This is a genomic window from Amycolatopsis arida (genome assembly GCF_900115565.1).
In the GTDB taxonomy this organism is placed as follows: Bacteria; Actinomycetota; Actinomycetes; order Mycobacteriales; family Pseudonocardiaceae; genus Yuhushiella; species Yuhushiella arida.
This window is the reverse complement of record NZ_FOWW01000002.1, coordinates 745,748-760,741: the sequence shown is the minus strand read 5'-3', so window position 1 is coordinate 760,741 and position 14,994 is coordinate 745,748. Positions and strand designations below refer to the sequence as shown.

11 protein-coding genes are annotated in these 14,994 nt (G+C 72.2%); 6 read left to right on the top strand and 5 right to left on the bottom strand.

Annotation, left to right across the window (positions count from 1 at the left end; genetic code table 11):
• Positions 1 to 80: 80 nt before the first annotated feature.
• Entirely contained in the window at positions 81 to 2,732 is a 2,652-nt protein-coding gene (locus BM051_RS08380) for a sensor histidine kinase (RefSeq protein WP_092529426.1), read from the top strand.
• The gene (gene mdlC, locus BM051_RS08375) at positions 2,713 to 4,305 is read left to right on the top strand and encodes a benzoylformate decarboxylase (RefSeq protein ID WP_092529425.1); all 1,593 of its coding nucleotides are present in this window, start codon (positions 2,713 to 2,715) and stop codon (positions 4,303 to 4,305) included. Before BM051_RS08380 ends, mdlC begins: the two co-directional genes overlap by 20 nt.
• 124 nt (positions 4,306 to 4,429) lie before the next feature.
• Here the strand turns inward: mdlC and BM051_RS08370 are convergent, their stop codons facing one another.
• Genes BM051_RS08370 through BM051_RS08350 form a run of 5 tightly spaced genes read right to left on the bottom strand, consistent with a single transcriptional unit; the run spans position 4,430 to position 9,120 of the window.
• A complete protein-coding gene (locus BM051_RS08370) occupies positions 4,430 to 5,647 on the bottom strand; it encodes an acyl-CoA dehydrogenase family protein (protein ID WP_092529424.1) in 1,218 nt (405 codons plus the stop codon).
• A 5-nt stretch (positions 5,648 to 5,652) separates the two neighbouring features.
• On the bottom strand, positions 5,653 to 6,519 hold the full coding sequence (locus tag BM051_RS08365) for an ABC transporter ATP-binding protein (RefSeq protein ID WP_092529423.1): 867 nt from the start codon (positions 6,517 to 6,519) through the stop codon (positions 5,653 to 5,655).
• A 1-nt stretch (position 6,520) separates the two neighbouring features.
• Positions 6,521 to 7,330: an ABC transporter permease gene (locus BM051_RS08360; protein ID WP_092529422.1), complete on the bottom strand. Its 810-nt coding sequence runs from the start codon at positions 7,328 to 7,330 to the stop codon at positions 6,521 to 6,523.
• Positions 7,327 to 8,106: an ABC transporter permease gene (locus BM051_RS08355; RefSeq protein WP_092529421.1), complete on the bottom strand. Its 780-nt coding sequence runs from the start codon at positions 8,104 to 8,106 to the stop codon at positions 7,327 to 7,329. The genes BM051_RS08360 and BM051_RS08355 overlap by 4 nt, the downstream gene beginning before the upstream one ends.
• Before the next feature lie 12 nt (positions 8,107 to 8,118).
• Positions 8,119 to 9,120 (bottom strand): ABC transporter substrate-binding protein, encoded by a 1,002-nt coding sequence (locus tag BM051_RS08350; protein WP_424923235.1) that lies wholly within the window; start codon positions 9,118 to 9,120, stop codon positions 8,119 to 8,121.
• Between the two features lie 614 nt (positions 9,121 to 9,734).
• On the opposite strand from BM051_RS08350, the gene BM051_RS08345 reads away from it, so the two are divergent.
• The 4 genes from BM051_RS08345 (at position 9,735) to BM051_RS08330 (ending at position 14,763) form a co-directional block, all read left to right on the top strand.
• Positions 9,735 to 12,863, top strand: a complete 3,129-nt coding sequence (locus BM051_RS08345; RefSeq protein WP_424923224.1) for a sensor histidine kinase — start codon at positions 9,735 to 9,737, stop codon at positions 12,861 to 12,863.
• Between the two features lie 66 nt (positions 12,864 to 12,929).
• Positions 12,930 to 13,382: a roadblock/LC7 domain-containing protein gene (locus BM051_RS08340; protein WP_092529419.1), complete on the top strand. Its 453-nt coding sequence runs from the start codon at positions 12,930 to 12,932 to the stop codon at positions 13,380 to 13,382.
• 45 nt (positions 13,383 to 13,427) lie between these two features.
• Entirely contained in the window at positions 13,428 to 14,174 is a 747-nt protein-coding gene (locus BM051_RS08335; protein ID WP_092529418.1) for a DUF742 domain-containing protein, read from the top strand.
• Complete coding sequence (locus BM051_RS08330; protein WP_092529417.1) at positions 14,155 to 14,763, top strand: GTP-binding protein; 609 nt, start codon at positions 14,155 to 14,157, stop codon at positions 14,761 to 14,763. Before BM051_RS08335 ends, BM051_RS08330 begins: the two co-directional genes overlap by 20 nt.
• Positions 14,764 to 14,994 lie beyond the last annotated feature (231 nt).

Sequence of the window (14,994 nt, the reverse complement as noted above, 5' to 3'; positions counted from 1 at the left end):
CCCTTCAGTAGGTTTCGGCACGGTGTCCGGCGGAGCGTCGTGTGGCGCGCAAGGGCGCAGCGGTTGGAGAAGGAAGCCAGGTGACCCGTCGCAATACCCGTGCCCCCGCGGGGGACGCGACGGAACCAGGGCAGGGCGCCGGCGGGCGGTGGCGGCTGCGGAACTGGCCGCTGCGCACGAAGTTGCTGGCCGTCCTGATCATCCCCACGCTGGCGCTGGTCATCCTGGTCGGCCTACGGGTCCACGGCGACCTCGACCGCGCCACCGACTTCGCCGAGGCCGCCACCAGGGTGCGGGTGGACGACCGGATCGCCGAGGTGGTGCACCACCTGCAGCGGGAGCGCGACCTGACCGTCCGCCACGTCGCCGCCGGCCGGGCCGGCGACATCGCGGAGCTGCGCGCCCAGCGCGAGCGGGTGGACGCCGCGGTCGGGGCGTTCGACCGCGAGTTCGCCGCCGCGGAGCCGAACCTGTCCGAAGGGGCCGTCGACGCGTTCCGTGCCGCGGAGGAGCGGCTCGGCCTGCTCACCGGGCTGCGGTTCACCGGAGAGCACTCCCAGGCCCCCGCCGACGCCGTGCTGCGCGGCTACAGCGGGCTGATCTCCGGGCTGCTCGACGTCGGCGACGAGGCCGCCGCCGAGTTCACCGACCGCGACCTCACCCGCACCCGGCTCGCGGTCAACGCGCTGGCCCGGCTGAAGGACGGGATGTCGGTCGAGCGGGCCGTCGTGGCCGAGGCGCTGACCCAGGGGCGGCTGTCCGACGACGGCGAGCGCGCGCTGCTCGGCACGCGGGCGGCGATGGCCGCGGCGCGCAACGACTTCGCCCAGTTGGCCACCCCGGACCAGCAGCGGATGTACGACGACACGGTGATCGGGCTCGTCGTCGACATCGGCAACGCGATGGTCGAGTCGGTGCTCGGGCTCGCGCAGGACGACCAGCCGCTGACCGGGCTCGACCCGGTGCAGTGGGACACCTCGTCGACCTACACGATCAACCTCGTCGAGCAGGTCCAGGACGGGTTGCTGGTGCAGCTGCAGCGGCGGACCGACGAGCTGGCCGGCCAGGCCCGCGAGGCGGCGATCCGCAACGCGGCGGTGGTGTTCGGCGTGCTGCTCGTCGGCGGCGTGCTGGCCGCGATCGTCGCCCGCTCGTTGCTGCGCCCGCTGCGGATGCTGCGGCGCACCGCGCTCGACGTGGCCGAGCACCGGCTGCCGGCGGCCGTCGAGGAGATCCTCGCCGATCCGGATCCCCGGCCCGAGGGCACCACCCAGCGCCGCGGTGTCTCGCCGGTGCCGGTGTTCACCCGCGAGGAGTTGGGCCAGGTCGCCCGCGCCTTCGACGCGGTGTACGGCGAGGCGGTGCGGCTGGCCGGCGAGCAGGCGATGCTGCGGGAGAACGTCAACTCGATGTTCGTCAACCTCTCCCGGCGCAGCCAGGAGCTGGTGGAGCGGCAGCTGTCCGTGCTGGACCGGATGGAGGCCGACGAACAGGACCCCGAGACGCTCGGCGGGCTGTTCGAGCTCGACCACCTGGCCACCCGGATGCGCCGCAACAGCGAGAACCTGCTGGTGCTGTCCGGGCAGGACGTCGGCGACCCGCTGCCCGGCGCGATCGCCGCCGAGGAGATCATCGGCGCCGCGCTGTCCGAGGTCGAGCACTACCAGCGGGTCGAGGTGTCCGGGACGCCGGAGCTCGCGGTGCGCGGCGAGGCGGTCAGCGACCTCGTGCACGTCGTCTCCGAGCTGCTGGAGAACGCCACCCAGTACTCGCCGGAGGCGGAGCCGGTGTTCCTGACCAGCTCGGCGACGGTGGCCGACGAGTGGCGGATCGAGATCACCGACCGGGGCGCGGGGATGCCGCTGGCCGAGATCGACAGGGCCAACGAGCGGCTGACCGAGCCGCCGCAGGTGGACGTCGAGGTGTCCCGGCGGATGGGCCTGTACGTGGTGGCCCGGCTGGCCCGACGGCACGACATCTCCGTCCGGCTGAGCCCCGCACCGGAGGGGGGCCTCACCGCGACCGTCGTCGTCCCGGCCGCGCTGGTCACCGACCCTCCACCGGTGCCACCGCCGCCCGAGCCCGAGCCGCGCGCGCCGGAGGCCACCGGGTTCGCGGAGCCGGCACCGGCTGAATGGCCGAGCGTCGAGCCCGACCCACCGCCGCAACCGCCGCAACCGCCGCTACCGCCGCTGCCCCGCCTGGCCGAGCCGCCCAAGCGGGCACCGGTGGTCGAGTGGGAGTCCCCACCGGAGTGGCCGACCGAGGACGACGACGAGGCGGTGTTCGACTTCGACGGCCCCACCGAGCGAATGCCCGCCTACCAGGCCGTGCTGTCCCAGTGGTTCGACGCCGTGGCGGCCGGCGAGCGGCCCCCGGACCCGCCGCCCACTCCGGCCACCGACACCGACGTCGCCGGGTTCACCGAAGCCGGACTGCCCAAGCGGATCCCCCGGCCGGACCGGATCCCCGCACCCGAGGACACCCCGGCGATGGACGAGGAGTGGATGGTGTCACGGGCCCCGGAGGTGGTGCGGCTGCGGATGAGCAGCCTGCAGAACGGGGTGCGGCAGGGCAGGGAGCGGGTCCGCCGGTCGGCCGTCCTCCGGTGGCCGGAGACCGAGCCGGACCAGGACCCGGCTACCGTGGGTGAGCTGGAGGACTCCGATCCGTGGGAGTCCAGCCCGCAGGAATCCACGACAGGGGGGTTCGATGGGTACCACCGTCCGTGACGCCACCCGCCGGCTGCTCCGGGAGCTCGGCCTGACCACCGTGTTCGGCAACCCCGGCACGACGGAGATCCCGTTCCTCACCGAGTGGCCCGCCGACTTCCGGTACGTGCTCGGGCTGCAGGAGTCGGTCGTGGTGGCGATGGCCGACGGCTACGCGCAGGCCGCCCGGCGACCGGTGCTGGTGAACCTGCACTCGGCCGGCGGGGTGGGGCACGCGCTGGGCCAGGTGTTCACCGCCTACCGCAACCGCACCCCGATGGTGGTGCTGGCCGGCCAGCAGGTCCGCGCGCTGCTCCCGGACGAGCCCTTCCTCGGCGCGACCGACGCCACGCTCTTCCCCCGCCCGTACGTGAAGTGGAGCTGCGAGCCGGCCCGCGCGTGGGACGTGCCGGCCGCGCTGGCCCGCGCCTACCGCGTGGCCGTGCAGCCACCGCGGGGACCGACGTTCGTGTCCGTCCCCGCCGACGACTGGGACGCCGAGACCGAGCCGCTCGTCGCGCGGCCGCCGATCGCCGGGTTCGCGCCCGACCCGGACGCGCTGGGCGAGCTGGCCGCCGCGGTGGACGCCAGCCGGCGGCCCGCCTACGTGGTGGGGCCGGCCGTCGACGCGGAGGGCGCGGTGGACGACATGGTCGCGCTCGCCGAGCGAACCCGCGCCGGGGTGTGGGCGGCGCCGATGTCGCCGCGCTGCTCGTTCCCCGAGGACCACCCGCTGTTCCTTGGTTGGCTCGCGCCGGAGCGGGTCGCGGCCACCGAGGCGCTGGCCGCGCACGACCTGGTCGTGGTGCTCGGCGCGCCGGCGTTCACCTACCACGTGTACCGCGGCGAGCCGGACCGTTCGTTGCCACCGTTGTTCCTGGTCAGCGACGACGAGCAGGTTCTGGCGCGGGCGCCGGAGGGGCGCGGGATCCGGGCCACCGTCGCCCCGACCGTCCGCTGGCTCGCCGCCGCGGTGGGCGACGGTGAGCCGGCGGACCGGCCGGCCCCCGCACCGCGCGAGCGCGCCCCGCGACCCGCGGCGGAGTCGCCGCTGACGGCGGCCCACGTCTACGCCACCCTGGCCGACCTGCTGCCCCCCGGCGCGATCCTGGTCGAGGAGACCCCCAGCCACCGGCCGGAGCTGCACGACCACCTGCCGATCACCGCGCGCGACACCGGTTTCCTCACGGTGGCCAGCGGCACCCTCGGCTACGGGCTGCCGGCGGCCGTCGGCGCCGCGCTGGCCCGGCCGGAGCGCAAGGTGGTGGCCGTGCTCGGCGACGGCTCGAGCATGTACGGCATCCAGGCACTGTGGACGGCCGCGACCGAGCACGTGCCGTTGACCTGCGTGATCCTGGACAACGCGCAGTACGCCGCGGTGCGCATCCTCGGCGAGGCGGCGGGCAGCCCGAAGGTGCCCGGTGTGGACCTCGGTGGCATCGACTTCGGTGCGCTGGCCCGCGGCATGGGCTGCGCCGCCCGCAGGGTCAGCCGACCGGAGGAGCTGGCGCCCGCGCTCACCGCCGCGCTCGCCGACCCCGCGCCGAACGTGCTGCACGTCGAGGTGGACCCGGGAGCCCGCACCCCCTACTGACCGCGGCCGGCCAACAGTGACTCTCGTGTCCGCGCGGCGCGATCACGTGTCCGCGTGCTGGGTACGCGTGTCCGCGCCGTGCGACGCGGTCACGCGTACACGGAGCGCTGACACACGTCTTGGGTCAGGGTTTGGGTTTGCTGTCGGGGCCGGTCTCGGCGAAGTCGATCACCGGGGCGCTGCGGTGGCCGAGCACGCTCGCCCCGATCAGCTTGCGCGCGGCGACGTTGCCCATCGGCATGAACGTGCCGGCCTGGGCGTCCCGCCACATCCGCTCGAAGGGCAGCGCACGGGTGTAGGACGCCCCGCCGAGCACGTCGACCAGTCGTTGCAGCACGCGCACGGCGTTGTTGCTGGCCACGTACTTCACCAGCGCGCAGCGCGCGATGCCCTCCTGCACGTCCAACTCGAACAGTCGCCGGGTGGTCACCTCGTCGGCGTGCCGGTGGACCAGCGCGCGCGAGCTCTCGACCAGGATCTGGCACTCGCCGACGGCGTCCTGGACCAGCGGGTCGCCCTGGCGGCCGCGCCGCACCACCTGCCGCGCCGCCCAGGCCACCGCCCCGGCCGCGATGCCGGTGTACACGGCCGCGAACGCCGGCATCGCCCACGCCCACACCGTCTCGAACACCCTGGCGTCGAGGTGCTTCACCGGCAGCGAGTGCACCACCTGCTCGTCGGGCACGAACACGTCGTCGAGCTCGAGGTCGTTGCTCTGGGTGGCGCGCATGCCCATCGTGTCCCACGTCTGGTGCACCCGCACGCCCGGCTGGTCCAGCGCGATCTGGCAGAGCAGCAGCCGCGGCCCGCCCTCGGCCTCCTCGTACCGTGCCGTGGTCGAGCAGTGCGTGGCCACCGCGGTGTTGGTGGCGAAGCTCTTCCGCCCGGACAGCCGGAACCCGCCGTCGACCCGGGTCGCCCTGGTCCGCGCGTCGGTCATGTCGTTGGTCAGGCCCAGCTCGCTGGTCACCGAAGCCCAGATGAGCGAGCCCTCCGCCGCCATCCGCAGCAGCTGCTCCAGCCGCGGGTTGCCGGTCCGCCGCCACACGCTGGCCCACTGGCCCAGCGGCGAGATGTGCATGGTCACCGCGAGCGCGGTGGCGCCGTCGCCCATCGCGAGCCGCTCCAGCACCGGAAGGATGTCCGGAAGGCCGGCGCCCAGCCCGCCGAGCTCGGTCGGGACGGACAGCCGCAGCAGCCCGGCGGCCCGCAGGTCCTCGTAGTTGTCGAACGGGAAGGTGTTGTTCCGGTCGTGCTCGGCGGCCCGTTCGGCGAAGGTGTCGGCGAGCTTGCCGGCGATGTCCAGCAGTTCCCGTTGCTCGGGGGTGGGCAGGCTCCGCACGGGTGTCAGCCTTTCTGTTCCGCTCTTCCGGATCGGTCGGTCTCGCTCGCGGTCGCCGCGGCCAGGTCGGTGGATCCGGCACTGTCGACCACACCGTGTGCTGGCTCGCCGCCGTGCAGCAGCCGGGCGACCTCGCCGCGCAGGGAGACGAACTTCGGCGACTCGCGGGTGTCGATCTGGTCGCGCTCGGCCGGCAGGTCCACCGGCAGGTCGGCGAGGATCGACGTCGGCGAGCGGGACAGCACGAGCACCCGGTCGCCAAGGTAGACGCTCTCGTCGATGTCGTGAGTGACCAGCAGGATGGTGCTGCCGTGCTCGGCCTGGACCCGACGCAGGAGGTCCTCCAGCTCGAACCGGGTCTGCGCGTCCACCGACGCGAACGGCTCGTCCATCAGCAGCAGCGCCGGGCGGCGGGCCAGCGCCCGCGCGATCGACACCCGCTGCTGCATGCCGCCGGACAGCTGCCACGGGTGCTTGTCGCCCGCCTCGGCGAGGCCCACCCACCCCAGCGCCTCGTGGGCCCGCTCCCGGCGCTGCGCCCGGCTCAGCCTGGTCCACCGCAGCGGGAACTCCACGTTCTGCCGTACGGTCAACCAGGGGAACAGGGAGCGGCTGTAGTCCTGGAACACCACGGCGAGGTCGTCGGGCACCCCGCGGACGAGGTCGCCGTGCAGCCGGACCTCCCCACCGGTCGGCTCGATCAGCCCGGCGACGCAGCGCAGCAGGGTCGACTTCCCGCAGCCGGAAGGGCCGACGATGCACGCGAGCTGCCCGGTCGCGACGGTGAACGACAGGTCGCGCACGGCGTGGTGCGCCGTCGGGCCGTTGCCGTAGCGGTGCTCGAGGCCGCTGACCTCCAGCATGGTTGACATGTCAGGCTCCCGTGGTCTTGGCGGTTGGCTGGTCGCGGCTCTGCTGCCAGCCGAGCACCCGGCGCTCGACGGTCAGCAGCAGCGCGTTGAGTCCGTAGCCCAGCACGCCGAGCAGCACGATCCAGGCCCACATGGCCGGGAAGTCGAACCGCTGCTGGGCGAAGATGAGCTCCTTGCCGATGCCGTTCTCCGCACCGACCATCTCCGACACCACCATCAGGATCAACGCGATCGACAGGCTCAGCCGGAGTCCGGCGAAGATCTTCGGGGACGCGGCGGGCAGCACCACGCCGAGTACCCAGTAGTGCCGTGGGGTGCCGAACGACCGCGCGGTGTCCTGCTTGACCCGATCCACCGAGCGGACCCCGTCGACGGTGTTGAGCAGGATCGGCCACAGCGCCCCGAAGACGATCGTGGTGAGCTGCATGCCGGTGCCGATGCCGAACAGCACCAGGAACACCGGGACCAGCGTGGGCGGCGGGATGGCCCTGCTGAAGGCGAAGAGCGGCCCCACGTAGTCCATCCCGGTCCGCGACCGGCCGAGCACGGTGCCGAGCCCGACCCCGAGCAGGACGGCGATCGTCCAGCCGCCGAGCGCCCTGCCGACGCTCGGCACGATGTGCTCGTACACCACGTCGGTGAGGAACAGTTGGGCCGCCGGACCGGTGAACCACATCTCCGCGGCGGCGCCGAGGATCCCGGTCGGTGGCGGGAAGTAGACGTCGCCGGCGACGCGGGTGGCGATCTCCCACAGCAACACGGCACCGAGGAACAACGACCACCGGCGGGCGAAGGCGGACAGTACGTTCACGACACCGCCTCCGTGGTGGCCACCGTGGCCGCGTGCCAGCGGAACAGCCGCCGGCCCAGCCGTTCGAGCCCTTCGTTGATCAGGTAGCCGAGCACGCCGGCCACCATCGTGCCGGCCAGCACCAGGTCCATCCGGCCGGCACCGCTGCTGGCCTCCAGGATGAAGTTGCCGAGCCCGCGGTCCGCGCCGGCGACGAACTCGGTGCTCACCACGACGATGAGCGCGATGGCCCCGGACATCCGGATCCCGGTGAAGATGAACGGCGCCGTGTGCGGCAGCGCCACCGAGGTGAGGATCCGGGCCTTGCGGGTGCCGCAGGTCCGCGCGGTGTCGATGACCAGTGGGTCGATCTCGTCGAAGGCATAGATGGTGTTGTAGAGGATCGGCCAGGTCGCGGCGTAGACCGCCAGGGTGATCTTGGCTTCCGGGCCGCCGCCGACGAGCAGGATCACCAGCGGGATCAGCGCCACCGACGGGATCGGCCTGAGGAACTCCACAATGGACCTCGTGGCCAGTCGCAGGCCGGGGATGCTGCCGAGCAGCAGCCCGGCCGGCACCGCGATGGCGGTCGCGATGCCCAGCGCGATCGCCCACGCCAGCGCGCTGGCGATCACGTCACGCAGGAACGCCTCCTGACCGAGCAGCTCGACCATCCTGGTGAGCACGACGCTCGGCGGGGGCAGGAACTTCTGCGGGACCAGACCGGCCCGGACGGCTGCCTCCCAGAGCAGGAGGAAGCCGAGCAGGCCGGCCAGGTTTCGCGTCAGCTGTCGCACGTCGGAACGTGATCAGGACGACGAAGGCTGGGCAATCATCGTCGAGGCGTCGATCTTGTTCGGGATCAGGTTGAACTCGTGCATCAGGTCGGGAACCCGCTGCAACCGGGTGGGGTCCAACTTGGACTCGAACTTCAGCAGCGTGGTCAGTGCCGCGGTGTCGGCGTCCACCTTGGCGAACTCGACCAGCAACGGCTCGATCTTGCTGCGGTCCGCGAGCGCCTCGTTGGTGGCCCGCTGCATCACCCGCTGGAAGGCGGCCACGGTCTTGGGGTTCTCGTTGGTGAACTCGGCCGTCGATCCGAAGCCCGCGGTCGGGAGGTCCTTGGTGGGGCCGGTCGCCGTGTCCACCACGGTGACGGCGCCGATGCTCTTCGCCGCCTGGGTGATGAACGGCTCGGTGAGGAACGCGGCGTCGACGTCACCGCGCTGCAGTGCCGCCGCGGTGTCCGGGAACGGGATCTCGACCCACTGGACGTCGTCGTAGCTCACCCCGTGGGTACGCATGGTCGACTTGACCAGGACCTCGATGATGGTGTTGCGCGCGGTGATGCCGATCTTCTTTCCGGCGAGGTGGTCCACCGTCTTCACCGACGAGTCGGGCAGCGCCACGATCACCGTGCTGTTGGGCGCGGCGGAGGAGGCATCGGCGACGAACTTGATGTCGGCCGCGCCCTGCGCCTGCGCCACGAAGAAGGGCGCGTAGCTGCCGTAGGCGATGTCCACCTCGCCGCTGATCAGCTTCGTGAGCGAGGCCTGCCCGCTGGGCGCGGTGACCGTCTCGACCTCGAGGCCCTCCTCGGCGAAGTAGTTCTTCTTCGTCGCCAGGTGGAACGGTGCGAGGTCGATCGTGGGCATGATCGAGAGCTTGATCTTGGACTTCTCGAGCGGCCCGCCGTTCGCCGCGGCGTCGTCGGAACCGTCGGAGCCGCCCAGCAGGCCACACCCGCTGACCGAGGCCAGCAGGGCCAGCGAGGTCGCGAGCATGCCGAGCCTGGTGCGCCGGCGCCACATGCTCTTGGTGCCGTGTCGAAGCAAAGCAACTCCTCGTGGGATGAGTTGGGACGAGGCCCGGTGGTCCGGGTCCTCCGGGGTGGACCGGAGATGCGGTGGCCCAGGAGCCCGCGGCCACTGTAGAGAATCACAACCCCTCATCACAATGCGTGCCTACCCCTGGGCCCAGGGTGTCGCCACCCGCCCGAACGAGTGGTTTGGGCTGTGCTCTAATTTACTGTCGGTTTACCCGAAGTGGGTGACCACGGGTGGGTGGTGAAGGGTGGCAGATTTAGCCAGATCCGACCAATGCCGGTTACGTCATTCGGCGGTTTCCGCTACCTTCTGTACCCACTCCGTGGTATAGACCACCACACAGCACGAAGAGAGTGACCGAATGGCCGAGTGGGCGGACACGCACCCGGTGGTGACGGGGCTCCCGCGGGCGGACCCGCACCGGGTGGGAGCTCCGGTCGACTCTGGGTTGACCTCCCCCGTGTCACGACGCAATGCTTCCGCTGAACCGAGACCGTCCGGGTGACGGCTCGCGGCAAAATGTCACGCAGGGTACGGGGATTCCCGGTGTACCACGCCGGGGTCACAGCCGGCTCGAAAAACACGATGGTGGTAGAGCGGTGCCGAGGACAGAGACCGCGGCGGTAGACGAAGTCCCCGCGGTGGAGCAGCCCGAGGGTGTGGAGCCGGCGGAGCCGGGCGGCTCCCGATGGCGGCTGCGCAACTGGCCGCTGCGGTCCAAGCTCGCGGCGGTGTTGGTGGTCCCGATGCTGACCGCACTGGTGTTCGGTGGGCTGCGCGCCGCGGACGAGTTCACCCGGTACGAGGAGTTCCACCAGACGGTGGACCAGCTCGACGTCGCCCGGCACGTGACTGCCGTGGTGGACGCGCTGCAGGCGGAGCGCTCGCTGGCGGTCGCCAAGGGCCCCACCGGCGCCCCGGACCGGGCGGCGCTGGACGCCCAGACCGCCAAGGTGGACGCCGCGGTGCGTGACCTGAGGGAGGCGGCCAACCACCTGCACACCGACGAGGCCACGCGGGAACGCTATCGGCAGGGGTTGCAGCGGCTCGACGCGCTCACCCCGCTGCGGGTCGCCGTCAACACCACGTCCTACCCGGACCTGGCCGTCTTCGTCACCTACCGCAACATCCTCGACTCGCTGATCCAGCTCGGTCGCGAGGTGAACACCGCGATCACCGATCGGGAGCTGCTCCGGCAGGGCACCACGGTCCAGGCGCTCAGCGAGGCGAAGGAGTTCGTGGCCAGGGAGAACGCCGCGCTGCAGATCGCCGCGGTGCGCGACCAGTTCCCCGCGGACCTGCTGGACCGGACCATCGCCGCGCAGGCCAGCGCCAGGGCCGCGATCGCCAACTTCGTGGCGAACGCCACACCGGAGCAGCAGCAGCTGTACTCCGACACGGTCAGCGGCGAGGAGGTCGACGCCCGCGAGCGGATCAAGGCGGCGGCCTTCGTTCGGGCCAGGGAGACCCCACCCGGGCAGGGCCGGAACAACGGCACCAACGCTGCCACCAACGCCCAGGCCAACGACACCGGCCTGGAGATCAACCAGCGGCAGCTCTCCGACGTCGGGCTCGCCGTCACCGACCGGATGCGCCAGGTGGAGAGCGAGCTGCTCGGCGACCTGCGGGCGCAGGCCCAGGGGCTCGCCGACAACGCCTACCAGGCGGCCTGGATCTTCACCGCGATCATGGCGGCCGCGCTGGTCGCCGCGCTGGTGCTGATGCTGGTGATCGCCCGCGCGCTGCTCAACCCGCTCCGGGTGCTGCGCTCCAGCGCGCTGGAGGTGGCCTACGTCCGGCTGCCGGAGACCGTCCGGCGCATCCTGGACGCTCCCGACCCGATCGAGGCCTCGCGCGGCGCCGTCGCGCCGGTCCCGGTGCGGACCCGCGAGGAGATCGGCGAGGTGGCCCGGTCGTTCGACGTCGTGCACGAGCGGGCCATCCGGATGGCCGCCGAGCAGGCGTTGCTGCGGGAGAACGTCAACGGCATCTTCGTCAACCTGTCCCGCCGCAGCCAGCGGCTGGTGGAGCGCCAGCTCGGGGTGATCGACCGGCTGGAGGCCCACGAGCAGGACCCGGACCAGCTGGCCAGCCTGTTCGAGCTGGACCACCTCGCCACCCGGCTGCGCCGCAACGGGGAGAGCCTGCTGGTGCTCTCCGGCGCCGGCCTGGCCAAGTCCGTGCCCCGACCGGTGCCCGCCGCCGACGTCATCGGTGCCGCCGTGTCGGAGATCGAGCAGTACGCGCGGGTCGAGGTGGGCGTGGTCCCCGAGGTCTCGGTGCAGGGCCTCGCCATCCACGACCTCGTGCACCTGCTCGCCGAGCTGCTCGACAACGCCACCTACTTCTCCGAGCCGGAGACCAAGGTCAGCGTCCGCGCCGTGGTCACCAGGAAGAAGGAGCTGGCGATCCAGATCACCGACCGTGGCGTCGGGATGAACGAGGACCAGATCGCCGAGGCCAACGACCGGCTCGCCAACCCGCCGGACCTCGACGTCTCGGTGACCCGGCGGATGGGCCTGTACGTGGTGGCCCGGCTGGCCAAGCGGCACGGCATCGAGGTGCGGCTGCGGGAGAACGAGGACATCGAGGGCGGCGTGATCGCCCGGATCGTGGTGCCCGCGGAGCTGCTCACCCCGCTGCCGACCCGCACCGAGCGCACTGACCCGTCCCGGCGGTTTCCGGCGGAGACCGCGGCCGAGACGTCGTCGCCGTCCCTGCCGCCGGTCGCGGCACCGGCCCTGCCGTCCACGTCGTCCGCGTCCGTCCCGGACTCGCCGCCGGCACCGACCGCGGCCGAGCCGCGGTCGCCGGAACCGGCCCCGGCCGGCGGCGGATCGAACGGTCTGGTGCCGCTCGACCAGCCGATCCGGCTGGACGACCTGGTCGGCGGGTCCGCCAGCGCGGCGGGTCCGTTCCTCAGCTCCGCGCCCGCACCGGAGCCGGAGCGGCAGTGGCCCAGCGAGGAACCGGCCGAGCCCGCCGGGATCGGTGTGCCCGCGGTGCCCGCGGTGGACCGGCAGGACCGGTCCCATCAGGAGCCGGCCCCGCCGAGCGACGCGGAGCAGACCTTCGCGCTGAGCCTGCCCAAGGAGGAGCCCCGATACGTCCCGGTGGCCGACCGGGGCGAGCCACGGCGGGACGACCAGGACGACGAGGCGAGCGCGCTCGACGACGAGGTTCCGACCCGGCGGCTGCCGATCTACCAGTCGGTGTTGTCCCGCTGGTTCAGCGAGGCGGAGGCGGAGGACGTGGTTGACAGCGACGACTCGGCCGATGCGGTGGACGCCGAGGAGCCCGCGCCGGCGGCCTCGCCGGACGTCGCCACGAGCTCGGCCGGCCTCGCGAGCGCGGCCGGCCCCGCGAGCGCGGCCGGCTGGGGCGGCGCCGAGGACAGCGGCTGGCAGGCCGCGCAGGCGCTGCTGGAGTCCAGGGCCGAGGAGATCACCCCGGCCGGGCTGCCCAAGCGGGTGCCCAACGCGTACCTGGTGCCGGGTTCGGTCCGGTCCAGCTCGGTGGACGCGTTCACCGACACCACCACGGGGCAGCCGGGGCAGGGCGCCATCGCCCGCTCGGCGGCCGCGGCGCGCAACCGGATGGCGAGCTTCCAACAGGGCTACCAGAGCGGCCGGCACGCACTGCGGGAGAGCACAATGTCGGCGCGGTCCGACGCCGTGAGCGGAAACGGCGTGGAAGGGCGTTCCGCCGACAACCGGGTGGAGGAGTGAGATGCGGCAAGCGTGGTCAGTAGCGAAAGCGATGGCCCCACGGGTGTGGGCCGGGGGAGGGACACGGTGACCAAGCCTGGTTCGACGCAGCCGAACGGGTCGAAGGCGCAGAGCGGCCCGGGCAGTTTTGCTTGGCTCCTCACGGATTTCGTGCACAGGGTGCCCGGTGCGGCGCACGCCGTCGTGGTCTCCGCGGACGGCCTGCTGCTCGCCTCGTCCCGGGGCCTGCCCAAGGACCGCGCCGACCAGCTCGCCGCGGTCGCGTCCGGCCTCACCAGCCTCGCCCGCGGCGCCGCCCAGGTGTTCGAGGGTGGCGCGGTGGCGCAGACCGTCATCGAGATGGCCAACGGCTTCCTGTTCCTGATGTCGGTGTCCGACGGCTCGTGCCTCGCCGTGCTCGGCGCGCCGGACAGCGACATCGGGCTGGTCGTGTACGAGATGACCCTGCTGGTGGACCGGGTCGGGCAGCAGTTGACCCCGGAACTGCGCGCGCAACTGCAGGGAGCGGTACGGCGATGACCCGAGCTCGGTTCGAGCACTGGTTCGAGCACTGAGGAGACGGATGTGGGCTCAGGGCGTTCGAGCGGCGATCGGTGGCTCGACGACTCCGTCGGACGGTGGCCGAACGAATCGGATCACGACTCGGGGGAAGGGCGGCGGGCGCGGCGACCCAGGTGGATCAGTGGCGAGCCGCCGGTGACCCCGCCGGTGAGGGACGACGCGGACTGGCTGCACCCGACCGGCTACGGGCAGGACCCGGCGGAGTTCGACGTCGCCGACTACCGGGACCGGCTGTTGAGCGGACCCGCCGCGGAGCTCTACGGCGTGTCCAGCGGCCGGGCCCCCGAGGAGGATCCGCTGGCCGACACCGGTGCGTTCACCGCGTTCGCCGAGCGGGCCTTCAACGCCGAGTCCCCCGTCGAGCACTCCGGCCCCGCGCTGCCGCGGCAGGCCAGCGAGGAGTACGAGGAGGGTTCCGGGCTGGTGCGGCCGTACTTCCGCACCCGCGGTCGGACCCGGCCGACCTACGACCTGGCGCTGGAGGCGCTGGTGTCGACCAGTGAGCGGGGCAGGGATCTCGACCGGGTCCGGGTGCCCGAGCACCGGTCGATCTGCGACCTGTGCCTGGACACCCGTTCGGTCGCCGAGGTCGCCGCGTTGCTGCGGCTGCCGCTCGGCGTGGTGCGGGTCCTGGTGGGAGATGTTGCTGGCCTCGGGCTGGTGCTCGTGCACTCCGCGCAATCCGCGGTGGGCGACCGGCCGAGTATCGAGTTCATGGAGAGGGTGCTCAGTGGGCTTCGGAGAATTTGACTCCGACGCGAACACGCCGGCGGCCGCGGGACCGACCTCCTCGGCCAAGATCGTGGTCGCCGGCGGGTTCGGTGTGGGCAAGACGACGCTCGTCGGGGCGGTGTCGGAGATCGACCCGTTGACCACGGAGGCTTCGATGACCGAGGCGTCCGTGTCGGTGGACGACATCTCGGCGACGCCGAACAAGGTGACCACCACGGTGGCCATGGACTTCGGCCGGATCACCCTGGACGCCGACCTGGTGCTCTACGTCTTCGGCACGCCGGGGCAGCACCGGTTCTGGTTCATGTGGGACGACCTGGCGCTGGGCGCGATCGGCGCGGTGGTGCTCGTCGACACCCGCCGGTTGGCCGACGCCTTCCCTTCGATCGACTTCTTCGAGAACCGCAAGCTGCCCTACATCGTGGCGATCAACTGCTTCGACCGGCTGCTGCACCACCAGATCGAGGACGTCCGGCACGCGCTCACCATCGCGCCGTCGGTGCCGATCATGGCGTGCGACGCGCGCGACCGCGAGTCCGCCAAGCAGGTGTTGATCACCGTCGTGCAGCACGCCATCGCGCACGACACCGCGTTGCGGGCCGGCTGACGGCGCCGCGGGGTCTCCGTTTGGGTGGGCGGGGTCTCCATCTGGGTGCGGCCGTTGGGGTGAACTCCGGCAGGTTCATACGGAAGCGGGATCACCCGGCGAAACCGGGCTTTTCGCCCGGTGCGAGACGGTCGTCGCATTTTCAACAGAATTCCCGGAACCGACCCTAGCAGCATTGCTGAGCTGGTCAAACCCCTTCGCGTGCGGCGGGGGCGCGGCGATCGGCCGCGC